The organism is Lutispora sp. QWL-02 (assembly GCF_058315355.1).
In genome coordinates this window covers 4,106,233-4,132,134 of the sequence record NZ_CM177762.1, presented here as the reverse complement: position 1 = coordinate 4,132,134, position 25,902 = coordinate 4,106,233, and the positions used below count along the sequence as shown (strand labels likewise).

The 25,902-nt window shown below is 37.0% G+C and carries 19 protein-coding genes and 3 riboswitches; of the genes, 13 read left to right on the top strand and 6 right to left on the bottom strand.

Translation table 11 applies throughout. The annotated features are described in order from the left end of the window. Positions 1 to 9: 9 nt before the first annotated feature. From AC4HCY_RS19685 to AC4HCY_RS19655, 7 genes are all read left to right on the top strand, one after another. The gene (locus AC4HCY_RS19685) at positions 10 to 540 is read left to right on the top strand and encodes a hypothetical protein (RefSeq protein WP_491094966.1); all 531 of its coding nucleotides are present in this window, start codon (positions 10 to 12) and stop codon (positions 538 to 540) included. A gap of 2 nt (positions 541 to 542) precedes the next feature. Next, positions 543 to 3,125: an RHS repeat-associated core domain-containing protein gene (locus AC4HCY_RS19680; RefSeq protein WP_491094965.1), complete on the top strand. Its 2,583-nt coding sequence runs from the start codon at positions 543 to 545 to the stop codon at positions 3,123 to 3,125. A gap of 225 nt (positions 3,126 to 3,350) precedes the next feature. Continuing rightward, positions 3,351 to 4,187: a PdaC/SigV domain-containing protein gene (locus tag AC4HCY_RS19675; RefSeq protein ID WP_491094964.1), complete on the top strand. Its 837-nt coding sequence runs from the start codon at positions 3,351 to 3,353 to the stop codon at positions 4,185 to 4,187. A 123-nt stretch (positions 4,188 to 4,310) separates the two neighbouring features. Further along, the gene (locus AC4HCY_RS19670) at positions 4,311 to 5,327 is read left to right on the top strand and encodes a TolB family protein (protein ID WP_491094963.1); all 1,017 of its coding nucleotides are present in this window, start codon (positions 4,311 to 4,313) and stop codon (positions 5,325 to 5,327) included. Between the two features lie 274 nt (positions 5,328 to 5,601). Next, a complete protein-coding gene (locus AC4HCY_RS19665; protein WP_491094962.1) occupies positions 5,602 to 6,039 on the top strand; it encodes a hypothetical protein in 438 nt (145 codons plus the stop codon). Between the two features lie 302 nt (positions 6,040 to 6,341). Beyond that, the gene (locus tag AC4HCY_RS19660; protein ID WP_491094961.1) at positions 6,342 to 6,665 is read left to right on the top strand and encodes a hypothetical protein; all 324 of its coding nucleotides are present in this window, start codon (positions 6,342 to 6,344) and stop codon (positions 6,663 to 6,665) included. A gap of 363 nt (positions 6,666 to 7,028) precedes the next feature. Beyond that, positions 7,029 to 7,505, top strand: a complete 477-nt coding sequence (locus AC4HCY_RS19655; protein ID WP_491094960.1) for a LytR/AlgR family response regulator transcription factor — start codon at positions 7,029 to 7,031, stop codon at positions 7,503 to 7,505. 105 nt (positions 7,506 to 7,610) lie between these two features. Here AC4HCY_RS19655 and AC4HCY_RS19650 read toward each other — a convergent pair whose 3' ends face one another. Genes AC4HCY_RS19650 through AC4HCY_RS19640 form a run of 3 tightly spaced genes read right to left on the bottom strand, consistent with a single transcriptional unit; the run spans position 7,611 to position 10,272 of the window. After that, positions 7,611 to 8,411, bottom strand: coding sequence for an ExeA family protein (locus AC4HCY_RS19650; protein ID WP_352417797.1), 801 nt, complete (start codon positions 8,409 to 8,411; stop codon positions 7,611 to 7,613). Continuing rightward, positions 8,404 to 9,756: a DDE-type integrase/transposase/recombinase gene (locus AC4HCY_RS19645; RefSeq protein ID WP_352417796.1), complete on the bottom strand. Its 1,353-nt coding sequence runs from the start codon at positions 9,754 to 9,756 to the stop codon at positions 8,404 to 8,406. Before AC4HCY_RS19645 ends, AC4HCY_RS19650 begins: the two co-directional genes overlap by 8 nt. A gap of 45 nt (positions 9,757 to 9,801) precedes the next feature. Then, positions 9,802 to 10,272, bottom strand: a complete 471-nt coding sequence (locus tag AC4HCY_RS19640; RefSeq protein ID WP_352417795.1) for a DUF6431 domain-containing protein — start codon at positions 10,270 to 10,272, stop codon at positions 9,802 to 9,804. Positions 10,273 to 10,575: 303 nt separating this feature from the next. Here AC4HCY_RS19640 and AC4HCY_RS19635 point away from each other — a divergent pair, with 303 nt between their 5' ends. Continuing rightward, positions 10,576 to 10,839, top strand: coding sequence for a LytTR family DNA-binding domain-containing protein (locus AC4HCY_RS19635; RefSeq protein ID WP_491094959.1), 264 nt, complete (start codon positions 10,576 to 10,578; stop codon positions 10,837 to 10,839). A 105-nt stretch (positions 10,840 to 10,944) separates the two neighbouring features. Here the strand turns inward: AC4HCY_RS19635 and AC4HCY_RS19630 are convergent, their stop codons facing one another. Together AC4HCY_RS19630 and AC4HCY_RS19625 are read right to left on the bottom strand one after the other, a co-directional pair. Continuing rightward, positions 10,945 to 12,603, bottom strand: coding sequence for a hypothetical protein (locus tag AC4HCY_RS19630; RefSeq protein ID WP_491094958.1), 1,659 nt, complete (start codon positions 12,601 to 12,603; stop codon positions 10,945 to 10,947). A gap of 3 nt (positions 12,604 to 12,606) precedes the next feature. After that, positions 12,607 to 13,395, bottom strand: coding sequence for an ABC transporter ATP-binding protein (locus AC4HCY_RS19625; protein ID WP_491094957.1), 789 nt, complete (start codon positions 13,393 to 13,395; stop codon positions 12,607 to 12,609). Between the two features lie 265 nt (positions 13,396 to 13,660). On the opposite strand from AC4HCY_RS19625, the gene AC4HCY_RS19620 reads away from it, so the two are divergent. Continuing rightward, a complete protein-coding gene (locus AC4HCY_RS19620; RefSeq protein ID WP_255226891.1) occupies positions 13,661 to 14,356 on the top strand; it encodes a DUF2238 domain-containing protein in 696 nt (231 codons plus the stop codon). 45 nt (positions 14,357 to 14,401) lie between these two features. On the opposite strand, the gene AC4HCY_RS19615 is transcribed toward AC4HCY_RS19620, so the two are convergent. After that, positions 14,402 to 14,917 (bottom strand): ferritin, encoded by a 516-nt coding sequence (locus tag AC4HCY_RS19615; protein ID WP_255226890.1) that lies wholly within the window; start codon positions 14,915 to 14,917, stop codon positions 14,402 to 14,404. A gap of 269 nt (positions 14,918 to 15,186) precedes the next feature. Here AC4HCY_RS19615 and AC4HCY_RS19610 point away from each other — a divergent pair, with 269 nt between their 5' ends. From AC4HCY_RS19610 to AC4HCY_RS19595, 4 genes are all read left to right on the top strand, one after another. Next, the gene (locus AC4HCY_RS19610) at positions 15,187 to 16,401 is read left to right on the top strand and encodes a BTAD domain-containing putative transcriptional regulator (protein WP_255226889.1); all 1,215 of its coding nucleotides are present in this window, start codon (positions 15,187 to 15,189) and stop codon (positions 16,399 to 16,401) included. A 183-nt stretch (positions 16,402 to 16,584) separates the two neighbouring features. After that, positions 16,585 to 18,027 (top strand): HD-GYP domain-containing protein, encoded by a 1,443-nt coding sequence (locus AC4HCY_RS19605; protein WP_323433514.1) that lies wholly within the window; start codon positions 16,585 to 16,587, stop codon positions 18,025 to 18,027. Between the two features lie 32 nt (positions 18,028 to 18,059). Further along, a riboswitch (cyclic di-GMP riboswitch) is annotated at positions 18,060 to 18,145 on the top strand. Between the two features lie 79 nt (positions 18,146 to 18,224). Further along, the gene (locus tag AC4HCY_RS19600; protein WP_491094956.1) at positions 18,225 to 24,677 is read left to right on the top strand and encodes an S-layer homology domain-containing protein; all 6,453 of its coding nucleotides are present in this window, start codon (positions 18,225 to 18,227) and stop codon (positions 24,675 to 24,677) included. Between the two features lie 194 nt (positions 24,678 to 24,871). After that, a riboswitch (cyclic di-GMP riboswitch) is annotated at positions 24,872 to 24,947 on the top strand. 39 nt (positions 24,948 to 24,986) lie between these two features. Beyond that, positions 24,987 to 25,062: riboswitch (cyclic di-GMP riboswitch) on the top strand. A gap of 14 nt (positions 25,063 to 25,076) precedes the next feature. Next, a complete protein-coding gene (locus AC4HCY_RS19595) occupies positions 25,077 to 25,868 on the top strand; it encodes a transglutaminase-like domain-containing protein (RefSeq protein ID WP_323432792.1) in 792 nt (263 codons plus the stop codon). Positions 25,869 to 25,902: the final 34 nt, after the last annotated feature.

Here is a 25,902-nt window from a genome sequence, read left to right as displayed (position 1 = left end):
GGCGATAGAATGGATATAATGGTGCAACAGTTTATTAATGAAGTTAATCAAAAATTTAAGTTCTTAGAAAATTATGGATATAAGAAAGTGGAGGCTAAGGTTGAAAACCAAGATTATTATCCAGATTCAGAAGTGGTAGTAAAATATATTGGTAGATCTATTGCTGTTGAGGTTTATTGGTATTTTGCTGGAGCAAATATTGGAGTAGTATTTGTTGAACTGCAAAATGGAGAAATTCCAGCAAAAAGGATTTTCTTTGGTGAGTCTATTGATGCTTCTAAGGCTATTAACATTTATTCTATTGCAAGATTTTTAAATAGATGGGATGATAAAACTTTTCTCTTAAATGATGTTGATAATGTAACAATATCTAAGATTAAGAAAAGAGAAAAAGTTATCAATGGAAACATGTCTGGGATAATTGATGGTTTATCAAGTGCAGTAAATAAATTAGCTAAAAATATTATCGCTGGTGATACATCTATTTTTAAAGAGGCTTTTAATTATCAAAGTGAAGTTATAAAAAAGAAGTATTCATAGATTTGTTATGGCTTACAAGGTCATACAGTTTCGGCTGTTATGGCCTTTCTTCTATCTATGACAAAGCAGGCAGGCAAACAAGCAAGACGGACAGCTACGGCACCACAAGCTACACCTATGACAAGGCCGGAAGGATACAAAAAGTAGAAGCCCCGGGCAAGACAACCATATATGCCTATGACAACGCAGGAAACAGGATATCCCAAGACGAAACCTATACCTCGGAACAAACAATACCAGCTATTGACGGTACGGGAATAAGTGAAATAAAATATATAATAAAGAGAAGCGAATACATATACGGAAACAACAACAAACTGCTGAAGCTCTCGGAAAAGATGAAAGACGCCTCAGGGACAGAACTATTGGAGAAAATCACCACCTTCAGATATGACAATAACGGAAACGAAATAAGAAAAAGCACAGAATACCTATCCCTGTATAACAAAGCTAATCCTAAGGCATATGAAGCAGCAATATACAATGAAAACACCACAGAACCCATCCATGGGGCAGTAGAACAAACAATAAACAAATACGACGGCTTCAACAGACTGGTAAGAACGGAAACAATAAAGACAACCATACAAACCATAGTACAATATGCATACAACGGAGACGACCTTAGAACAGAAAAAACAACAAGAAGATCGGACAAGGCCAATGAAGCCGAAACAACCGCATACCTCTATGACAGGCAGCATGTGATACTGGAAACAAGACCCAATGACACCATAAGATATGCAAGAGGGATAAACTACATAGGAAGAACTGACAAAAGCGGAACCCTCTCCTACTACCTGTACAACGGACACGGAGACGTAACACAAACGGTATCGGAAGCCGGGGAAATACAAAACCAATATGACTACGACATATTCGGCAACCCGACCCTGACAATAGAAACCTACAGTAATGCCATAAGATATGCAGGAGAATTCTATGACCCAGAAACAGGCCTCTACTACCTGAGGGCAAGATACTATGACCCATACATTGGTAGGTTCATAAGTGAAGACAGCTACTGGGGAGAAGACAATAACCCGCTGAGCCTGAACCTATACACTTATGCTCACAATGATCCGCTAAAGTATATAGACCCTAGCGGACACAGTGCATATGAAAAAGGGAAGCAACAGGTAAAGGATCAAGTAAAAAATGAGAGTGAGAAAGGCTTAAAAGATAAGCTTCATTCACATAAATATGAATACGAGAGAGCATTAAGAGATAACGACAAGGAACTTGCTAACCTATATAGGGGAAGAATAGACGCTTTAAACGACATGCTATCAGCCTATAACAATAAAGGAGGCGGAAGCAGCAAGGGAGGCGGAAGTGGCAAAGACGGGAGCAGCGGCAAGAACAGCAGAGATAGAGATAGCAGCAAGGTAACGGTGAACCTGAAAGAACGTATAATTGACATTGATATCAGCGAATACAATGAATACAAGAGTCGAGGATGGAATGTATTCTATGGAGAAGCATATGGAGATAAAATGTATAACTACAGTGAAATGCTTGACTCAATAACCACCTCCTCGGGCAGCAAAGTAACCATTGAAAACAAAGGCTATATAGGTAAAATAATAACAGGAGAAGGAAGCTACACTGTTATAGACAATAATGGAGAAATAGGCACTATAAACACAGGAATAGGCAGCACGACTATTATATCAAACAGTGGAGAAATAGGCATAATCAACACTGGCAAAGAAAGCCATACAAGCATAGAAAACAAAAAAGAAAGTAAGATCAAAGAAATCAGAACAGGCGATAGCAATAAAGACAAAAAGACTCGCACCTATATAGAAAACTCAGGGACAATAGACAAAATAATCACCGGAATAGAAAGCGAGAATTACATTGAAGACTATGGAACCATTAAAGGCGTAACAACAGGTAAGGGAAACAATACGTACTATAGCAGTAAAAACGGTATTGAATTTACAAAGGGAGATAAGAGCCACATTATACCAATGACTGTAGAACAGCTAAGGGAATTGGCGGGTACTTTTAGACTTGATTGGGTAAAAATCTTATATGTTACAGGTGATCAGTTAAAAGAGCTTAGATGGAGAAATGTTACTGATGAGATGGTTTATAGCCTAAACGATACATTGGTAAAATATGATATTATTACGCAAGAAAGAATAAGACATTTTATTTCCCAAACTATGCAAGAATCAGATTTAGGCCAAGCTACTATAGAATACGGCAGTGAAAAGTATTTTTTGAAAATGTATGAGGGCAGAAAGGACCTTGGCAATGTAAATCCAGGTGATGGACCAAAGTACAGAGGTGCTGGATATATACAATTAACCGGCAGGTACAATTACCAAGCATTTGCAAACGCTATGGATGATCCCAAGATTATGGATGGCTATTCTTATGTTGCAGAGAAGTATCCTTGGGAGGCAGCTGGTTTTTGGTGGGATAACAATAACATGAATACTCTTGTTGATAAAGGTGCTTCTGTTCTATCAGTTTCAAAAAGAGTAAATGGTGTTAACAAAACTACAGGATTACCTAACCATTATGAGAACAGAAAAAAATACTATGAACTTACTACTCAAATTATTAAATAGAGTATAAAACAATCTTATCCAAAATGGTAAAGTTCAGCTAAAGCCCACTATAACGCTAGTAATAAGCACATTTTTGGTTCAATAATGGCGCTCTATGCTGTTGTGTGATATAACCAATACGCAACAGCATAGAGCACTTGATGGGAAAAAATAGTTGAATAGTGTATGTTGTAGATAATATGAGATATATTAATAAACTTTTATGAAAAGGAGGAATATCTAGCGGTGAAGAGACATATTTTTATAGCCCTATTTCTATCATTTACTTTTGTATTAGTGGCATGCAGTGTTAAAGATAAAAATTATGAACTAAATAACACAAAGGATATAGTTCCAAAGATAAATGGGCAAGCTACACAAAATTCGTCATTAGAAAGCGATAATAAAAACAGCGAGAGCAATTATAAGAATGATTTAAGTGATATGGCCTATAAAATTAGCAAAGCAAGCTATATTGATAAGGATATTATAATAAACTATCCTCAATTAATTCATTTAAATGACACGAAAAAGTATACAGAGGTTAATGAACTAATAAAAAATGAGGCATTGGAGGTATTAGGTGAATACAAAGGGGTAGAGAATGAGTTTAGTCTAGAAATCGATTATAATGTCAAATGGAAAAGTTCGAACTTACTTAGCATCCAATATTTAGGAATAAGTTATATTAGAGGTGCAGCTCATCCAAATAATTTGGTCTATACGATAAACATCAATCTAAATAGTAGCGATATTCTCAAATTGAGAGATATAATAAAAATTAATGATAGTTTTGTAGAAAGATACAAAAAGGGAAAATACATAACATGGGATCCCGATTTGAATTTAGAAGCGGAAGGAGTAATTAAAAACATTTTGGATAATTATACTAATCGGGATTTAATCCAATATTTCAGTAAAGATGAATCATTCTATTATTTTACAAAGGATTCCTTGGGAATTAGCATAGGTGCTGCTCATGTTTATGGTGATCATGCAGAATTTGAAATTAAATATCAAGATATGATAGATAATATAAATGATAAAAGTGAGATATGGAAGGATTTCTCAGATTACCTTTAATATTGAAGATAAGTGCTAGGTGGTGAGGTCTGTGATGCACCCCGTTGTCAAGACCAGATATTTTATGAAATAATACGAAGGACTCTATCACTGGACTTTATTCAATGAGAGGAGGCTAAAGACTTGAGAAATATAATAACAATGTTGGTAGTGATTAGCATTATGCTATGCTCTTGTGCTAATGCTAATATCGGAGAGGCTGTTAAGGTTGATGACACAACTTTGGATAAGATTGAAACTCATAGTGAAGAGAAGGATGAAAGAAAACTATATTTATCAGTTATTGCACATTTCCCATTTACAAGCGGCGATATGGTAGACGAAGAAGAGGCTAAATATGTGGTAGATATAGGCAAAGTAGAATCCGGAGAAGAGGCAAATTTGAATATTTCCCAATTCTTACCCCCAGATTCAATGCCTGATAAATGGGCTCGGTTATCAAATACTAAAAATAGGACTTTGGTATCACATTATGATGGGAGAGAAAGGACCTTAAAAGTATACGATTTAACAGTGAAAGAATATGTATTTTTGAAATCTTTTCCGTCGGAATCGGAATATGTTAACCCATACTATTTTTTACCTGAGCTTGATAAGTATATAATAGAAGAAAATGAGGCTTATTATCTAGTCGAAGTAATGAGCGGAATACGGAAACGTATAGAAAATATTAATAATATGGAGTTTGGACGTATTGTATTCTCACCGGACGAGACAAAATTTGCGTATATCATGAACAAGAAAGGTATTAATTACATCACCATATATAGCTTTGACTCTATGAAGCAAATCAGTAGTATACCTATGGAAAAAGAAAATATATACTTATCTGACTGGGGAATTGATAATAGAATATATTATAACTGTGGTTTAAACGGATATAGTATCGGTGTTGATGGCAGCAATAAGGTAGATTTAGGAAAATTCGTTTTTTACCCTAAGTTATCTCCTGATGGCAAATATTTAGCTTATTCAAGGCCAGGCGAGTTTAGAGAATTTGATGATCTAAGCGAAATAGAGGGATATTCAGATTTAGAACAAGGCGTATACTTATTAAATATGAATACAAAAAAGCCAATATATTTGGCACCATATATAGAAGGAGCCAGCACAATACCAGTCAATTGGTTCTACAGATAAGAATAATAAAAGAAGTAGTAGAAATATAAAATAGTAGGACAAGTCAAACATTCATTTACGTTATATGCACCTTCTGTATAATAAGCTTTAGCAGAAGGTGCTTTCTTCAAAATTGCGTAACTACCTGTACAACGGGGACAGCCTGAGATTAAAAACAACAGTAAAAAAGATAAATCAGGAGATATTCAGATAAAAGAAAAAAGTCTTGCTTTAGGAGGTTTTATAAAAAAAGATTTCCTAAAGCAAGCAATTCTTAAAAATAGGAGGGCTCTTGTTGAGGTTAAAGCGCTATATCACTATATTATTGTTTATTATATTTATTTTCGCTGGTTGCTCTAAAGATAAAGCAGTAGAAAAGTATACGGAATCGGCAAAAAAATTTAATACCTTATATTTTGGCATGGTTGAAGATATAGATTCTTCTGATGTAATGAAATCACTTGAATTGCTACAGTCAGAGGATAATAATAATAATTTTAAACAGTTAGAAGAGGAGTTACAGATCATAAAAAATACAATACCTGAGAGTAAAGAAGAATCATATGATAATTTTAAGAAACGTTATGAAGAGTTAGTATTTCTTAAAGATTCATACACTGACTTTACGAACCTTAGTATTGATATAAAAAGAAAAATACATTTGATAATAGTTTCGATTGAGGTAAATAAAGGGAACTGGAAGGATAAGAATTCGACAATTGTCTGGCAATAACGTATGTTTTTATATACAGATTATATAAAATTATATAGTGTGCCAAGCATGCAGGGGAATAGGGTTTACAGCAGAACAAATCGCATCCGCATCAATAATAGACATAATAATCTATAATATCAGATGCAAACATACTATTAAGCAGGTATTAAAAAAGAGGTAGAGAAGGTAATAGATGTCGTAAAAGTCGAAGAATATAAATAGAAGCTTTAAGAGACCTTCGAAGGATGTGGTAAAATATTATAAATAAACAAATTAAAATTATAATAATAATATTATTATGTGCGATAGTCATTGCTATTGTGGGACATATTTCAGAATATGATAAACTTGTTAAGGAATATAATAATGCATATAAGGAAATTGTTGATCAAATTGATCCAGAAAAAGTATCTGAATCAATACATGATAATGATTTACCTTCAAAATTCGAACAGCTAGGTGGATTACTAGATGAAATTGAAGAAAATGTTCCGAAAGGCAAGCTTTCAGATATTATGTTGCTAAAACAAAGGCATAAAATATTGGATGAGGTGATTGAAAAAGGACTCAAATGGGATACTCTAAAAGGATTAGAACGATTATCTGCAGAAAACAGTCTAGAACTATTGAAATCAGACAAGTAGATAAAAATTGATAAATGCTAGGTAGAAAGCAAAGTTTATCAGATTATTGAATTGCAAGCCTCATGATATTATATACGTAGTATCAGGAGGCTCTTTTTTCATCATAGGGTTTTACTAATTCACAGATAGAACCATTTTATTCTGAATCTCCACTCATTTGAGGCTTTTATCATTTTCTCCAAAATCCCACATAAAAGGATTTTGGGGATGTTCTTTTTTGCTAGAAATATATACAATAGTAATGATAGACATAAATGTAAATCATGGGTAATTCAACGTAATATTACAAATAACTACATAATCTTGTATTGATATTGGTGATCTTATAATATAATTATTTAGAAGACAGGGAGAGAGAGCAAAATGGCAAAGGTCTTGATTGTTGAGGATGAGAGGATACAGCGGGAAAGCCTTAGGTTAATGATACAGGAGATGGGACAAGCATTGCACGTATTTGAAGCTCAGGATGCACATGAAGCTTTAGAAATCTCAACTTCAAACAGAATAGACTTATTTTATTTAGATGTACATTTACCGGATTACTCAGGTCTGGAACTGGCGAAAGAAATACGCAAGTTTCCTTGCTATGATCTATCTTGGATCATATTTGTAACAAGCCATGTCAAATACATGCTTGAAGCCTTCAAGGATACTCACTGCTATGACTATGTCCTCAAGCCCGTAGAAAAAGATATTATACAAAACATGACAATGAAGCTCTTAAGGAATGGCAATCCGGATGCTGGGAAAGAAGATGAAAGAAAATATATTTTTATAGAGATAAGTGGAATTATGATAAAAGTGTTTATAGATGAGATAATGTTTGTTGAATGTAGTTGATTTCTTCCTTTGCCCACGAACTGCTCCCCATTTTCGCCGTAAATTGCTCTCTTAATTTGCTGCGGCAACTCGGAAAGGATGCCATGGCTTCCGCCATGGCATGATCTACGGTAGTTCTCCAGCAATAACAGTTCGAACCATGTAATCATCAATAAGCTTCTTGGCACGCTGTGCCGCAAACATCAGTGCATGGGTTGCTACCTTGTTGATGGCTCTTGCTGAGCCGGCAGAATATCGATGTATTTCATCAATGGCCTTTTCGGTAAATATCTCCGATGTACCTTGCGCATATTTAAGATGTGCGGCTATGTATTCTTCTGTCTGGGATCTGTCGTATTGAGGGATTTCGCACTTGATATCAATGCGCTGACGAATAGCGGCATAACGCTGGAGTTTCAGCTTATCCCATAATTCATTCTGGCCAACAAGGATGAGCGCCATAGGATTTAGAGAGTCCATTTTGTAGTTCATCAGGAAGCGTATTTCCTCAAGAGTCTCCTTGTCCAGCAAATGAGCTTCATCAACGATTGTAACGACATTTTTCCCTTGAACGCCTCGTATGATTTCAAGTTGTTGGTGCAGCTGGCGTTTGGAATCGCCGCGGTAAAACTTTGCTTCTACCCCCAGTTGATCCAGCAAACCTTTGTAGAACCACCTGGGTGTCAATTTCGAATCAGACAGATAGAGTACTTGGTATTTATCGCTGGACAACATAGATGCAAACTTCCTTATGGCGGTGGATTTGCCGCAGCCAACATCCGCTGTGACCAATGCAAACAATCGTTTTTCTGCTGCAAACTCAAGTCGGCTTAGGGTTTCATCTAACATAGGCGACAGATACAGTCCATCCACTGAAATACTATTGATAAAGGGTGTCTGCTTCATCTCGAAAAATGCTTCATACATGGTCAGACACCTCACGGTTCTTTCTGAATACAACAGCAACATCTTGGCGGGTGCGGCCGGATATATTGGCTTTGTTTAATCCGTCAAGGAATCTCGAACTCTCAGGCTTAAGCGGAGTCATGCGTTGAGGAAGTCCTGACCTGGTACCGCAGTGTTCCCCAACCACTTGTTCCTTAGCCATGAAGGGGACAAAATCCGGATGGTGGATTTCGATTTCATTAGCCCAAGACGGATCATAGTGAGCTTCAACTTTTCTGCCGATGAGCTGCAATCCGATTTCATACCGTTTACCTTCAAAGCTGATGCAACCGGTTTTATCTACAGTACGTTCCTCGCTGTGGAGGAAGGCTTCTGTAAGAGTCCGCATATCAATAAACTTGAGAGAGCGTTTATCTGTCTTAAACGCAACCTCGGGAGTTATGCCGCCAAGCCCATGATGGGGTGTTTTGTGATAATGGTCATCAATCCAGAGCTTTAATAATCTGTTGAGTTCATCCAGTGTTTTTACATCCGTTAAAGCTACTTCTGAAAGAAAGGAATCGATTCTCCTGTTAAAGGCCTCAATTTTACCCTTTCCTTCAGGATGATAGGGCTTAGCAAACAAAAGCTTTATCCCTAACTGGGTGCAAGCTTTCCCAAGCCAGCTTGATCGGTATTGCTTGCCGTTATCTACATAGATGGCATCCGGCTTGCCATATTGCATAATGGCAGTTCGTAAAGTATCTTCAATGATTGCAATCTGCTGATGCTCATAGAATTTTGCAGCCACAATGAATCGGGTGGCATCATCGATAAATGCGGACAGATACACCTGCTTTTTTGCACCATTCTTTCCAATGGATAGATATGGCCCATATTTGATATCTCCTTGGAAAAGCATGCAACGCTGTGACTTTTGAAACCGTCTTGCTGATACACCTTTTTGTGTATAGATCTTCATCTGGTGGGAACCAAAGCCCCGTTTTTGAAGGTGCCGCTGAAGTGTGCTTCGGCTGACACTGCCTTGGGGCACAATGTTTTCAAGTTCCATAATCCGGATGATATCATTGACAGATCTGCTAGGGCATTCTCTCCTAAGCTCTATGGCAGTATCGACAATCTCTTGAAAATTCTCTGGAAGCAAGCTGTGCTCCTTGGAGGCAATCTGCTTGGGTTTAAGTCCATCAAAACCATCCTTTAAATATGCATCATAATATCTGGAGATGGTTCGGTAGGATATTTCGTGTTGTGCCGCCAGCTTCTTCTTGAGCTCAACAATACTTTTGGGATCAAGATTTTCGTCTAATAGCGGCATAATAATCATCATCCTGGCAGCCGCTTGACCTTGTGCATCTTGTGTTTTCATAAAGTATCCGCTCCTTTCATTTCTTTCTATGAAGAGCATAATACTTTATGGCCATGGACAAAATGCAAACTGGGTGTGTATCGGTAATTCCCTGTTGATCATTGCCTTGTTGACAAAGCGTAACCAGCCGGGTTCGTGTTTTCGTATAAAATCGAGTAAAGAATCCTGCTTGAAAAGAGGATAATTAACGCCATAATGCCGGGACCATAAGGCATGCAATGTTCCCTCAATATGATCCTTAAGGTTTTGAAACTCAGCACGCCATCGCTTCAGTGTACTTTCATCGGCATTAGGATTTTCTTTAGATCTGTCAATCTCAGCTTGAATAGCATCAGCTTCATAATGCTTGTACGGCTGCATGCAGTCCGGCAACTCGGTATGAAGCTTGCCGCAGGTTTTACAATGCAATCGTCGTAATCGATATGTCTTTACAACAATATCATCAGTAGTACATATTAGCTTGCGATACTTGGTATCTCTGACCTTTAGCTCACCGGAGCATATAGGACAGATCAATGGCTCTTTACTCTTTATGAAAAATATTTAATTTCTCATTGAAAAATGTTTCGTAATGTGTTACTATAACCATGTTTTATGGGGCACCGCATTACGGACAACTACCTTGCTGGGGAGAGTTCGCAATGTGGTGCTTTCTATTTCACCTCAATACCAGTTGATGGAATTATCCTCACTAGTATTCTAACGAACTATCTGCGGCAAAACAAGGGAGCAAAACTCGCCGCTCCCGGACATTGTCACTGAGCAACTAGCAGCCAATTTAGCTTAGCAGAAACAGTTGAAGTATATGGAAAGACATGTGTGGTTCATACCATAAGAGGCAAATACGAATTAAGGAACTATTCTTTAAATAGAATACTGGGTATGATGCCGGAAGGCAGCTTGATCCAATCTCATAGATCTTATGCTGTAAATATTGACTTCATACAGGAAATAAATAAGAAGTCGCGATGCTGGGAAATTATTTATGAGAACTATAAAGAAAAAGCATTGATTAGTGATAGATATAAAGAAAATATTATTAATGCATGTGAACAGTATATTATCAGGAGGTATAGAAAATAAAATTGATCCGGATAGTATACAGGCACAAGCGCTTTATAGAATCGAGGAGCTTGAACACTCCCTGCGGCTCTAACTTATAATATGGAAACAAGAAGCAAGCCTATCCTAAGCCTCATCTTCATACGGCAATAGAATAGTCTTTCTATCAAAAAACTTCTTCCATATATATAGGTTTGCAATAACCGATAGGAGTATATATATATATCTTCCATAAGAAATACCCGCCACAAAATAATGGACAGCAGCCAAAACAGATATGGCAATAAATAATGGTATAATAATAAGTCCCTGGCTTTGATTGACCACCCCAAAAGCTTCAGAAAAAGGCAATGGCATTTTCAAAATTTTAAAGCAGATTGCAATGAATAATATTATATTTAAAAATACTATGATCAAATCTATAGCTATCCTGCCTTTAAAAATGATCATAAATATTATGCTTTCAAAGATATATAAGGGAACAAGAAGATTAATAATAACCGCTTTTAAAGTGCCTTTATATATATATCCTGCATCATCAAAAGGCAGCATATTATAAATCCAGGCCCCTTTATATTTATCGGAATACCCTATAGTCATAAGTATGGTGGGAACTATCAGAGCAACAAAATATATGTTAAAATACATTTTCCCCTGAGCTAAGCTTTCCCATCCTGCATTTTTAAATTTTGGTAATAAAAAAATTAATGGAAGAATCAAAGAAAGACCCAATGAAGGATATACTTTGAGCTTAAAATTTCTTTCGCTTCTCATCATATCGGCAGCAAATCTGAAAAAAGTTTTCTCTTCTTTGGTCCTGCAGAATATTCCCGACAAATAATAATTAAATCCTTTGCCCCTGACCTTAACATTGCCGCTGCTATCATTCAGCTTCTGTAAGTTTCTCTCAAAGGAAGGCGTAAGCTTTATATACAATATTATTGATAATACGGGTATTATCAAAGCTAAAGCTGAAAATAGCATTATATGAGAACTATAATTGTTGTTAAGTATCAGTTCAAAGAGACCTCCGAACCACATGGATGGAATTAAAGACTGCCACCACCTTGGAACGAAGCTGATATTCATCATATCCCTGAAATCAAACAATCTGCCTATAAGTTGGTACCCAATGGATAGGGCTATGCTTAAAATTATTTGAACGTAATTGATGATATCCTTCAGCTTTTCGCCATCGAAAAACTTTAGTATCAATAGATACAATAAGGCTGTCAAAGCCACTATCAATAAATCCATCAGAATTATTTCCGATAGAAATACCATAAAAAACAGAAAACCTTGCCTGTATAAGGATATTAGCAACGATGGCCCTGTGAAAGAAAATGTTATATAAAACATGTATATAGTTATATGAAGAGTTTTGGCCATGCTTAAAGTTTTGCCGTTTACCGGCCTTGATAGGATTATATCCTTATCCTTCAAATCCAATAGTACGGAAGAAAAATCCGAGATCAAAATGGTCATCATCATGAACATCAATATTCCAAACAGGAAACTCATTTGAAAGAGATAATTCCCTTTTGAAAACACAAAGGGAACTAGCATTATTCCCAATACTCCATAGAACAACAAAGATTTGGCAATGCTATTGCTTTGGTCGCTTTTCTTTTTAGAGGAATTATCCTTCATCACTGTGGGAACTCTTCTCTCATCCATAGCAAGCTTAACCTGGAGTATTCTTCTCATGATCGAATAATCCACACCAAAACGTTCAAATACAGCTTTAAATTTATCCAGAAGGATTAATATTCTAAAATCTTTCATTTTCTATACTCCTTGAACTACAGATACAATTTGCGCTGCAATGTCTTTGTGCTCATTGAATCCGGTTAGATCATTGAATATTTCTTCCAGTGAACCTTCCATAGATTTCTTTTTCAGTTCATCAAAGCTCCCATCAGCAACAATTTGTCCGTCATTGATCAGTATTATCCTGCTGCTTATTTTCTCGACTACTTCCATTATATGAGAGGAATAAAATATTGTCTTGCCTTTGGAAGCCAGTTCGGTCAATACTTCCTTGAATACCATAACACTATTGGCATCCATACCGCTCAGCGGCTCATCTAAAAATAAAATATCCGGGTTGTTCAGCATGCTTGATACTATAACCGCCTTCTGCCGCATGCCCTTTGAGTAGGAAGATATCCTTGAGTCATATACTTCTTTTAACCCAAATAACTCCATCAGCCTCATCGCCTTCTCATCAGCTTCATCATGGTCAAGCCCATAGAGCTCCCCTATGAAGGTCAAATATTCTCTGCCGGTTAAATTGTCATAAATATCCGCTGTTTCAGGAACATAGCCTATTTTTTTCTTGTATTCCGCATTTCCGTCAGATATATTTCTGCCGAAAATATTGATCTCCCCCGTATATTTTCCCATAAGTCCCAGCATTATCTTAACAGTGGTGCTTTTGCCGGCGCCATTGGGCCCAATATAGCCTATTATTTGCCCGCTGTAAATATCCAGATTTATTCCCTTTAGCACCTTTTTATCGCCAAAGCTTTTTTCTAGACCCCTTATGGTTATTATAGGTTTATTGTGCAATTCCATATATTCGCCTCTCTTCATTGATTATCTCATTTAACATCATTATACATTAATAGCACTTTGTAAGGAAATGGTTAGCATATCTTGAATTATTTTTATATTATTCTAATTTTCAGCAATCTCTTGATTAGACGCATAAAGGCGGAATTTGTTTCTATGTATGCATGGTTCATTATTTTATAATTATGCTGTATAATCTATTAGTAGCATAACATATATCTTTGCCATCCTGAGCCGAAATGCATAACTGTCTGGAAGGAGGACATAAATGAGAAAAGAAGGTCAAGAAAATAAAAGAAATTGGAAAAGGATTATAGGTATCATACTCTTCATTACTTTGGTATCTTCAATAGCATATACTATTGTCAAAATCATTGTTGCACCATCCGGACCGATTGGCACGGAGGCATATGAAAAGGTTAAAAGTGATTACGTTCTGATGCTTTTGCAATGCATATTAGGGCTTATTGTTATGGCAATACCGTCGATTATTGAACGCAGATGGCTTATTGATATCCCAAACAATATGGAAGTTTTATATTTTATCTTCTTATATTGTGCAATATATCTCGGTGAGGTCAGAAATTTCTACTATATCATCCCTTTTTGGGATACAATACTGCATGCTTTTAGTGGCGCAATGCTCGGAGCTCTTGGATTTGCTCTGGTCAGCATCCTCAACGATTATGAAAGCACGAGATTTCATCTGAGCCCTTTTTTCATAGCTTTGTTTGCCTTTTGCTTTGCCTTGACGGCCGGGGCTATATGGGAGATATACGAATATTTGATTGATGGGATATTCGGGCTTAATATGCAGAAGTTCGCATTAGAGGACGGAACTCTTCTTATCGGCCATGAGGCCCTATCCGATACGATGAAGGACATCATTGTTGATGCGGTAAGCGCATTGATCATTTCTGTGGCGGGATACTTTTCAATTTATAAGAAATGCAAGGATGATTGACGAAAAAAATCTGGCCGCCGGGGGGGATGGCAGCCAGATTTTTTATCACGCTTGAGCTGGAACAGGCGGTACGAATACCCTTTGCGCCAATTCTTGATCCAGCGCATATAATGCGCTTACATTTTCACCTATCATTTCAAGCTTCTTCATTATGTTGAAGAAGGTTTCTTCTTCCTCAGTCTGCTCATCTACAAACCACTTTAAGAAGCTTATAGTAGCATGTTCTTTTTCTTCCGTTGCTATATCCATTAAGTGATAAATTCTGCCGGTTACAAATTGTTCGTGCTCCAAGCCCGATTTAAACACATCATGCAAGTTTTTAAAATTTGCTTCAGGTTTATCTAAGCCTTCAATGATTACTTCACCATTCATTTTATTTATATAGTCAAAAAACATTTTCGCATGGGCTCTTTCTTCCTCAACCTGTACCTTGAAGAAATTTGCAAAGCCATTCAAATTCAATGAAGCGCAGTAGGCTTCCATGGCAAGGTAAAGGTGGGAAGAGAAGTATTCATAGGTTACCTGCTTGTTCAGTTCTTCAAAAAGTCTTTTGCTTATCATATTTTTGCCTCCTTTTGTGCTTTCGATTATATTTTACCAAATAATAATGATTATTACAAGAGCATAAGTGTTATTTAATGCTTTGCTATTTCTAAAACAATAGGAAAACATTGAAGTTATTTGTAAATATTATACCATTTATGGAGAAAAATATAACTTATGCAGTAAATTATTAAATATTCACTTTTTGTTTATAATGGTATATAATTATACTACTTGTACTATTTGTTAAATTGTGGGCATAGTTGGTGTTTATTGGAGGGAAGTTTATGGAATTATATGTACATACACTTGGAGACTTTGACATCAGCTTTGGAGGACAGTCCTTGCTAAAAGAATCAAGCAGATCCTATAAGTTATATAAGCTCTTTGAATATTTTATAACTTTTAGGGGTAGAAAGCTGCTGCCTGAAACAATAATTGAAAACTTATGGCAGGGTAATGAATCTAACGACCCTAAAAATGTATTGCGCACGCAAATATTCAGGCTGAGACAAATTTTTAAAAAAATACTCCCGAAAGACATAGATGAATCAAAGTATTTTAATATAAGCTTTAGTAATGGATATTACTGTTTTGAAATAGGAGAACTGGCAATACTTGATGTTGCAGAATTTGAAAAGTATATCAGGCAAGGAGACAGCAAAAAATCCGAGAATATAGATGACGCAGTGAAGCTGTACAAAAAAGCACTGAAGCTGTATAAGGGGGCATATTTATCAGAGAACTCCTATGAGGTATGGCTTGTTCCCATAAGAAATCATTACAGCAGATTATATTTGAAAGCTCTTTTTAAGCTTATAGAAATTCTTAAGGAAAAAGAAGAATATATCGGTATAGTTGAACTATGTGAAGAAGCAATTATTATAGAGCCCTATGAGGAAGCTATACACATATATTTGATAGAGGCTATGCTGAAGGTGGGTCAAATAAATAATGCCATGAGTCATTATGAATATATAACTTCGTTACTTAGTAAAGAAATGGGTATTAAATCTTCTCCAGGTTTAAAAAATATTTATAGAAAAATACAAGACTACTATGATGAAAAAGGCGAAACGGACATTGGAAATATTAAAACAAGACTAGAGGACAGCTCCCTTAATGGAGCTATGTTATGCGATACGGATTATTTTAAGTTTTTATTTAATATTCAAAAAAGAAAAGAATTAAGAGATGGAAAATCAGATTTCATAAGCCTTATTACTTTGAGATGTGATGATAAAAACAGATGTGATATAGAAGAATTAAAAAAGAGGGTTAGGATAATGACAGGAGTGTTGGAGAAATCCTTAAGGAAGGGTGATGTCTTTTCCTTCTGGAATGATACTCAGATTATCATATTGCTTCATGATGCAAAAGAAAATAGCTTAGGGGAAATTGAAACAAGAATAAAGAAGAATTTTTCCGGCATAGTTAAACCTGATAGCTTTAAAATAAGCATTGAGTTTCTGCCACTGACCTCAGAGAAGAATGTAGTATAGAAAGTCCTAGAAATAGGACTTTTTTTATTCCTTTTTTTTGTGTAATTCAGATGTGACCGAAAAGAAATCAAAATATAATTGGGAAAGAATACGAATGTAATCCAACTAAACAAATTTTGAAACAGGCGAATGATATAGTGTAATCAATAGCTTGACCAAAATATTGGAGTCAGGGGTGAGAACATGATGGAGTATCCTTCCAAATATGATTTTTTTCTTAGCTTTAAAGCCCTTATCAATGATGATGGACATTTTGTTGACTATATATTGGTAAGCCTAAGTGATAATTTTCAAAACGCTACAAATATAAAGGCTGAACGAATACTGGGCAGAAAAATATCTGAAATAGTATTGGAATATGAAAACGATGTATTTGGGATAAAGGATATTTACTACAACATGATACCAAAGACTAGAAGAAAGTTTGAAAAGCATATATACGAATTAGACAGATGGTATTCAATCAATATTTTTAGTGATGATAGAGACTATCTAATACTTTTTTATAATGATATTTCAAGAATCAAAAAATCAAAGGAATCGTCTGCCGACCACATAAGAAATAGGGGAGAAATATATGATTTAGAGGAGAAGCGGGAGTATTTTGGCTATAAGGATAAATTGACAGGCCTTTACAACAGAGACTTTTTTGATGAGGAGCTTTCAAGACTGGACAGCTTTAGACAATTGCCCATAAGTGTAATAATTGGTGATCTAAACGGACTTAAGCTTATAAATGATGCTTTTGGTCATGACATGGGCGATAAAGCTTTAAAAAGGGTAGCTGAGATAATGAAGAGGGCTTTCAGAAAAGAAGATATAGTCAGCAGGGTGGGGGGAGATGAATTTGTAGTTTTGCTTCCCAAAACTACAGAAAAAACTGCCTTGTCTATAGTAAATAGAATAAAAGAAGACTGCATAGCAAATCCTCTTGACTTTATCAAAATAAGCATTAGCTTTGGAGCAGCAACTAAAAAAAATGGAGAAGAAGACATATTTGAGATTTATAGAAAAGCCGAGGATAGGATGTATTTCAATAAGCTTACGGAGAGCAAAGAAGCGAAGCTGTCAATGATCAAGTATCTTAAGGATAGGCTAGAGGAGATATCCTTTGAAACAAAGGCACATTATGAAAGGCTCAAAGGCCTGTGCCTCATGTTGGCTGATAAGCTGGGCCTGTCTGATATAGAAAAGGAAGAATTAAAACTCCTATGCGAGTTCCACGACATTGGTAAAATCGGTATTCCATCACAAATATTGCAGAAAAAAGGTGCTTTGAACAGTGATGAATGGGAAAGAGTGAGGCGTCATAGCGAGATAGGCTACCACATCATAGGAGCATCGAGAGAGACATTGGCAATAGATGAATTGATACTTATACACCATGAGAGATGGGATGGAAAAGGTTATCCTGGACTTTTGAAACAGGATGAAATACCTCATACAGTTAGAATATTTGCCATTGCAGATTCATATGATGCTATGGTAAATGACAGACCATACAAAAGCGCAATAAATAATGCTGAGGCTTTAAGAGAAATAGAGAGCAAAGCAGGAACTCAATTTGACCCATATCTGGCAAAAATCTTTGTTCAAATGATGAGAAGAGAAGAAGTAGCCATATAAGGGGAATTTAGTTTTTATGCTTAATTTCGATAGAAATGAAAAGGCAAACCTAGCGAAAGTTAGGGACGCAAAGCTATGAATCTAAAGCTTACTAAGCTATGATTGTCAGGCTGCAATGTTATTTAATATTGCAGCCTGATTTTTTATAGAAATATCAAGAATTGCGAATTCAGCTTATTAAAGAAGGAGGTGAAAAAATGAAAGGAAAGTTAAAAAAATCCATCGCATTTCTGATGGTATTAGTAATGATTTTCAACGTGGGCATTGCAGCATTTGCTGATGAAACTATTCTGAGTAATTTAAATCAAACAAAAGGTGATAGCAGCGGAGAGGGAAAGCAGACCACCGTTATTGATGCAGTTTATGGAGGGCATCCGGGAGGCCCTGCGAATCCTATTCAACAACCTGTAATACAGAAGGTCTACGAAATTAAATATTTGCTTAAAGAAACAGATGAACCAATTCCAGGCTTGGATGTGGTAACAGGTTCCGGCGATGTAGGCTCTACTATAGAGATTACTCATCCGGAAGTAGAAGGATACCAGGTTTTAGCTGATCAACCCATTAGTCTTGTAATAAACGAAGATGAAGAATTGAATAAAGTTGTAGTTTATTATGAGAAGATTGAGGCAGTTATCGAGAAACCTATAACTTTAACTTCTGAAATTGATGGAATTACTATTACAGTATCTGCTGATGCCGGGGTTATACCTAATGATACAATTCTTTCAGCAAGACTCATATCTGATAATGAATCTTTGGATTATGTAGAAGCAATTAGGGAAAATGAAGGAATTAATTTAGGACAGTTTCTAGCATTTGATATTACTTTGTTAAGCGGGAATGGTATCGAAATTCAGCCAAATGGAGAAGTATCAGTTAGTTTTTCCGGCGTTGAGTTCACTAATGATTTAGATGAGATTTTGGTTTATCATTTAGAACCTACCATGATTAGCAGGAATAAAACTCAGGAATTTAGAACGATGTCTGTTCCAAAAGCCTCAACTGATGGGATTAGGGTTAACAACATGCCAGCAAGAGTTCATAATGGAGTAGTTAGATTTAGCACAGACCATTTCTCAATTTATTTGGTTGGTACTACTGCAGCGGCAACCTATCAATTTTATAATGGCAGTGATCTAGTAGACACACAGATTATTCTGAATGGAGAATTTTTAGTAGAACCCAAGACTCCGGAAGCATCAGCAGGTAAAAAATTTATCGGTTGGGTTGTTGAAGGTGAAACGGCTCCTATAAATTTTGCTGAATCTAGGAATGTTACAACAAATAGTATTATAAAAGTAAATGCAGTATTTGAAGATGTATGTTATGTATACTTTGTCTATGATGGTAATGTAATAGCTACAAAAGAAATTGAACCTAATACAAATGTCGATCCTTCAAGCGTTCCTTTGGTTGTAAATAAACCAGGCAAAGCATTTTCACATTGGTCAACAACTATTGATGGGACAGAGTTTGATTTCAGCACAATAATTACACAAGATACTACATTATATGCTGTGTTAGCAGATCGTTGGAAGGTTACATTTGATACTCAAGGCGGAAGTGCTTTATTACCTAAATATATCATAGGTGGATCTTCTATAGGAACAATTGAAGCTACAACAAAATCCGGATATACATTTAAGTACTGGTCGCTGACATCTAATGGATCAGCTTATAATCTTAACTTACCAGTCACATCGGACATTAAGCTCTATGCTGTATGGCAGGCTAATACTAATACTCCATATACGGTAGTATATTGGCAGGAAAATGCCAATGATGACGGGTACACTTACAAAGAAACTGCTGCTAAAACAGGGCAAACCGGTGCAAACGCGGGTTATGACTCCAGAAGCTATACAGGGTTTCATCTTAATTCAACAAAGACGAATGCAGTGAACGTCACTATATTGGGTGATGGATCTGCTATTAAGAATGTGTACTATGATCGTGATAGATATACACTCCAATTTAAGAGAAAGAGTAATAATAACGTACTGCTAACATTTAATAGCATTAAACAAGGTGCGAATACTTCATATTGGTGGAATCAGGCAGTTAATGCGTATCCTGCATATATATGGTACACTACTAAAAATGGTAGCACATTCTATACATCGGCACCTGTTATGCCAAATGCCAATCTTACAGTCTATGGAGCAACAGCGGGGAATACTCAGTATGCCATCTTCTATTTGGAAGATGTCTCAGGATATCCTCAGGTACGTGCCCCTTATTACTTTACTCAATCATCAATGTACCTAACAATAGAAGACTATATTGCTATTCCCGGGTTTACTGTAAAATCAACGCCGAATGACGGCTCGCAGTATTCCACATACAATAGTGCTACGGGTAAATATGAGTTTAAAATTAAATACACAAGAAATAAATATAATATTACTTTTCAGAAGAATGATTCAACAGGGAATGCCACGGCTGCGAACATTCCATATGAAGCAGATATTTCCGACAAAGCATTAGGTGAGTACACGGTTGATGTTACAACCCGCAGCAGTGACGGTTATATTTTTAAAGGATGGTATAATAACGAGGCCACGGCGGGCGATGCTTTTGTATTTGCAGGCGCCACTATGCCGGCTGGGAATCTGATACTTTACGCAAAATGGGTTCCTCCGGTTCACAACGCAATAGCTCATGTGACACAAGGAACAGGTGGTTCAACTAATACTTTCACAGTTGACCATGGTGCGACTATTGTTGAAAGTGAATTAATAAAAGACACACCGGAAGGATTGAGTGAAGCTGATTTCCTAGGTTGGTATTGGTTTGTAAATGATACATTTGTTCCATTTGACTTTAGTATGCCAGTTTACGATGATTTAGAGCTGTTCCCTGTGTGGAATGTAAAAATCTACAAAATAACCTATGCTGTAAATGGTGGAAATGGAAGTATTGCTGATCCAAATTCTTACTGTATGGGTACAGCTGCAGTTGTTTTATCGGCAATAAGCATTACACCACCAACAGGTAAAGTATTCATTGGGTGGAAAGAATCGGCAAGTGGAAAGATTTATTATCCAAATGATAAGCTTACTATTACCGAAAATATGATCTTGACCGCTCAATGGGGAGACATAGTACCAGAAACAGAGTTAACCTATGATGCAAATGGCGGTGTAGGTGGTCCGATAGTTGTTCCCCTAAAAAATAATGCGACACATGAAGTTTTGGGAAATACTTTCATTCGTGAAGGTCATGAATTTATAGGATGGAACACTGAAGCAGACGGATCAGGAACAAGCTTTAGTCCAGGAGCCAGTATAATTGTTGGAAATGGAGATCCAGTTCCAAATGTGCTTTATTGTCAATGGGTAATAAACAAATACACAGTAACCTATACTGCAGGTGAGAATGGAAGCATAAGCGGTACAGCTGTTCAAACAGTAAGCCATGGAGAAAGCACTACGGAAGTAACTGCAACTCCAGATGAAGGCTATCTATTCGAAAAATGGAGCGATGGAAACATTAACGCAAAAAGGCACGAAGGAAATGTAACGGCAAGTGCAGCCTACACAGCAAACTTTATGAAGGATACAAGTAAGTGGCATAAAGTTACCTTTAATTCCGGAGGCAACGGAATATTAGAAGGACCATTAGAATTCACTGATATACTGGATGGAACTGCCTGGGAAGATGCAGTGACAGTACCTGGATATGAAGCAGATCCAGGGTATGCGTTTGATAAATGGGTACCTAAGTTCCCAAATTCGGTAACACAAACTGCAACCTATACAGCAGTATTTAAGAAGGATGATACTCAAAAGTTTGGCTACACAGTAAATTACTATATAGATGGAACGACAAATGCAGTACCTGGGATAGCAATAAATCCATATGTAGGGACAGCTCCAATAGGCACTGCAGCATTGCCAACTCATCCGACAAGCGACCAAGGCTATATAGTAAAATCAGGACAGCCAACAACGATAGAAGTAACAGCAGATGGGTTAGCCGAAGTTAACGTATACTATGTAGTAGACGAAGATCAGCAGTTTAATTACACAGTAAACTACTATATAGACGGAACGACAAATGCAGTACCTGGGGTAACGACACCGGTAACCGGAACAGGATATGTAGGTCAGGTAATAAGCATAGCTCATCCTTCAGTAACCACCGGATACAAGGTGAAGGATGGTCAGCCTGGAAGCTTGACAGTAAGTGCAAATGCTGCCAACAATGTTGAAACAGTATACTATGTAGTAGACGAAGATCAAAAGTTTAATTACACAGTAAACTACTATATAGACGGAACAACAAATACAGTACCTGGGATAGCAATAAATCCATATGTAGGGACGGCTCCAATAGGCACTGCAGCATTGCCAACTCATCCGACAAGCGACCAAGGCTATATAGTAAAGTCAGGACAGCCAACAACGATAGAAGTAACAGCAGATGGGTTAGCCGAAGTTAACGTATACTATGTAGTAGACGAAGATCAGCAGTTTGGCTACACAGTAAACTACTATATAGACGGAACAACAAATGCAGTACCTGGGGTAACGACACCGGTAACCGGAACAGGATATGTAGGTCAAGTAATAAGCATAGCTCATCCTTCAGTAACCACTGGATACAAGGTGAAGGATGGTCAGCCTGGAAACTTGACAGTAAGTGCAAATGCTGCCAACAATGTTGAAACAGTATACTATGTAGTAGACGAAGATCAGCAGTTTGGCTACACAGTAAACTACTATATAGACGGAACAACAAATGCAGTACCTGGGGTAACGACACCGGTAACCGGAACAGGATATGTAGGTCAAGTAATAAGCATAGCTCATCCTTCAGTAACCACTGGATACAAGGTGAAGGATGGTCAGCCTGGAAGCTTGACAGTAAGTGCAAATGCTGCCAACAATGTTGAAACAGTATACTATGTAGTAGATGAAGATCAGCAGTTTGGCTACACAGTAAACTACTATATAGATGGAACGACAAATGCAGTACCTGGGGTAACGACACCGGTAACCGGAACAGGATATGTAGGTCAAGTAATAAGCATAGCTCATCCTTCAGTAACCACTGGATACAAGGTGAAGGATGGTCAGCCTGGAAACTTGACAGTAAGTGCAAATGCTGCCAACAATGTTGAAACAGTATACTATGTAGTAGACGAAGATCAGCAGTTTGGCTACACAGTAAACTACTATATAGACGGAACAACAAATGCAGTACCTGGGGTAACGACACCGGTAACCGGAACAGGATATGTAGGTCAAGTAATAAGCATAGCTCATCCTTCAGTAACCACCGGATACAAGGTGAAGGATGGTCAGCCTGGAAGCCTGACAGTAAGTGCAAATGCTGCCAGCAATGTTGAAACAGTATACTATGTAGTAGATGAAGAGCAGTGGCATAACGTGAATTATAATCCTAATGAAGGTGCTGGAACAATGTTAGATCCTAACAATCCATACCTTACAGGAACAGAAGTAACAGTTTTAACGAATGGATTTACCAATCCTGTTGGATATCACTTTAAATATTGGATGGCACAAGGGTATGAATATGAACCATACAGGGCAAGCCAGGTGCCAGAAGCACCTGAATTCCAAAGTGGAGCATATTATCCTGGAGATAAATTCAAAATGCCACAATATGATATAACCCTTATAGCACAATGGGCACTAAATGAATACACCATAACTTATCAAGCAGGACCTAATGGAAGTTTAGCTGGTGGAACAAGAATAGACAAGATATTACATGGAGAAATCTATAAAGAAGCACCAACACCTGTTGCAAATTCCGGATATTATTTCAGTGGCTGGACTCCAGCATTACCTGGAACTGATGATAAGGTAATGGGAGATAAGACCTTTACTGCTAACTTTACAAAAAAATCAGACCCACCAGAAAAGCCTGAAAGGCCAGATAAGCCAGATAAGCCGGATAAACCAGATAAGCCAGATCAGATAGTAGTGATTCCTGATGAGCCGATTCCTGCAGGCTTGCCGCAGTTGAATAAGGGAGATCACTTCCAATACATTCAAGGTTATCCTGACGGCACAGTAAAGCCTGAAGGCTATATCACCAGAGATGAAGTTGCTGCAGTATTTTATAGGCTTCTGACCGTTGAATACAGAAACAGTATAAAGACTGATGCTCATAAATTCTCTGATGTAGCGAAAAACAGATGGTCAAATATACACATTGCTACTTTGGCTAAAGGTGGAATAGTTACAGGCTATACTGATGGAACCTTTAGACCGGGTAACTATATCACAAGAGCGGAAATGGCTGTAATTGCTTCGAAGTTTGATAAGTTAAGTCCTTTTGAAAGCGATAAATTCTCAGATATTGCCGGACATTGGGCAAATAGATATATCAACTCCGCAGCAGAAAAAGGATGGATAAAAGGCTATTCTGATGGAACTTTCAAGCCGGATCAATATATCACCAGAGCTGAATTCGTAACCTTAGTCAACAATGTATTAGACAGAAGAGTTGCCATAGGTGAGATATTGCCAGAAGCCAAACAGTTCCTGGATTTGCCTGAATCCAAGTGGTATTATGAAGCAATGCAAGAAGCAATCAATAGCCACAATTACTATAGACTGGATAACGGCTATGAGGATTGGACAGATATTTATTATCCAGAATTGGAAATGTAGTAAAATGAGTAAAAGCGAAGGGGACAAGTGATTTGCATTGTCCCCTTCGCCTCATAAATGCAATAAATCAGAACGCAAATAAAGTGATATAATTGTGCAGAAAATTCACAAAACTTGTCCAAATGATTATTTACAATTAAAATAGTTATGGTATAATAAAGATAAATAATTGTATAATTTAAACATCAGCTGATAAGCGATAATAGCAAACCTCGGGAAACTGGGGGACGCAAAGCTACAGGGCCTGTAAAATGGCAGCCAGCTACCGAAAGATTAGTTTTTTTATTTCCGCTATAGCTGATAACTCTCAAACGATAATAGCAAACCTTGGGAAACTGGGGGACGCAAAGCTACAGGGCCTATAAAATGGCAGCCAGCTACCGAAAGGGGTCGTTTTCAGTGAAAAATATTAGATTTATTGCAATGTTGATTATAGGTGTTATGCTATGGAATCCCATAGCTGTAGATGCTTCTTCGAATATTGCTATCGATACAAAAAAAGCAAATGAAGGCGTAGTTAGAATCTCTTATACGGGAATCAACAAAAAAACCAAGGTTATGGTAGAAAAGGGTTCTGCAAAATATTACTATGATCTGCAAAAAGAAGAAGATTTTTTTCCTCTTCAGCTTGGACAAGGCAGCTATACCGTATCCGTGCTGGAGAATACTTCAGGCATCCAATATAAGGTTATGGCCAAGAAAAGCTTCAAAGCTGATATAACTGAAGAGAATTTAGTATATCTCAAATCCACTCAGCCTATATTGTGGAGTGAAGACATGGCCGCCATAAAGCTTGCTGGGGCTCTGACACAGGATGAATCAAATGACGAAAAAATTGTACAAGCTTTATATGAATATATGATAAATAATATCAGCTATGATTATAATAAGATGGACAAGCTTAGCACAAATTATACTCCTGACATAGATACAATATTGAAAGACGGCAAAGGAATATGCTATGATTATTCGGTTTTGTTCGGAGCTATGCTGAGAAGCAGAGGCATACCGGCTAAGTTGATAAAGGGTTACAAAAACGATATCAGCGTATATCACGCGTGGAACGAGGTTTACATGAACGGAAGCTGGAAGATCATAGACACAACCTATGATGCAATGAAGAATAAGACTGGGACAAGCTATAGCATGTTCAAAGCCCAAAGTGATTATAATAAGTCAAAAGAATATTAAATCTCTGCATATATGACGCAAAAACCGCTTTAAT

Excerpts from the sequence above, each read along its gene's own strand:
- AC4HCY_RS19605 (WP_323433514.1), top strand. The coding sequence starts at position 16,585 with ATGATGGAGTATCCTTCCAAATATGATTTTTTTCTTAGCTTTAAAGCC.
- AC4HCY_RS19655 (WP_491094960.1), top strand. The coding sequence starts at position 7,029 with ATGGCAAAGGTCTTGATTGTTGAGGATGAGAGGATACAGCGGGAAAGC.
- AC4HCY_RS19625 (WP_491094957.1), bottom strand. The coding sequence starts at position 13,395 with ATGGAATTGCACAATAAACCTATAATAACCATAAGGGGTCTAGAAAAA.
- AC4HCY_RS19600 (WP_491094956.1), top strand. The coding sequence starts at position 18,225 with ATGAAAGGAAAGTTAAAAAAATCCATCGCATTTCTGATGGTATTAGTA.
- AC4HCY_RS19620 (WP_255226891.1), top strand. The coding sequence starts at position 13,661 with ATGAGAAAAGAAGGTCAAGAAAATAAAAGAAATTGGAAAAGGATTATA.
- AC4HCY_RS19615 (WP_255226890.1), bottom strand. The coding sequence starts at position 14,917 with ATGATAAGCAAAAGACTTTTTGAAGAACTGAACAAGCAGGTAACCTAT.
- AC4HCY_RS19630 (WP_491094958.1), bottom strand. The coding sequence starts at position 12,603 with ATGAAAGATTTTAGAATATTAATCCTTCTGGATAAATTTAAAGCTGTA.
- AC4HCY_RS19610 (WP_255226889.1), top strand. The coding sequence starts at position 15,187 with ATGGAATTATATGTACATACACTTGGAGACTTTGACATCAGCTTTGGA.
- AC4HCY_RS19650 (WP_352417797.1), bottom strand. The coding sequence starts at position 8,411 with ATGTATGAAGCATTTTTCGAGATGAAGCAGACACCCTTTATCAATAGT.
- AC4HCY_RS19685 (WP_491094966.1), top strand. The coding sequence starts at position 10 with ATGGATATAATGGTGCAACAGTTTATTAATGAAGTTAATCAAAAATTT.
- AC4HCY_RS19645 (WP_352417796.1), bottom strand. The coding sequence starts at position 9,756 with ATGAAAACACAAGATGCACAAGGTCAAGCGGCTGCCAGGATGATGATT.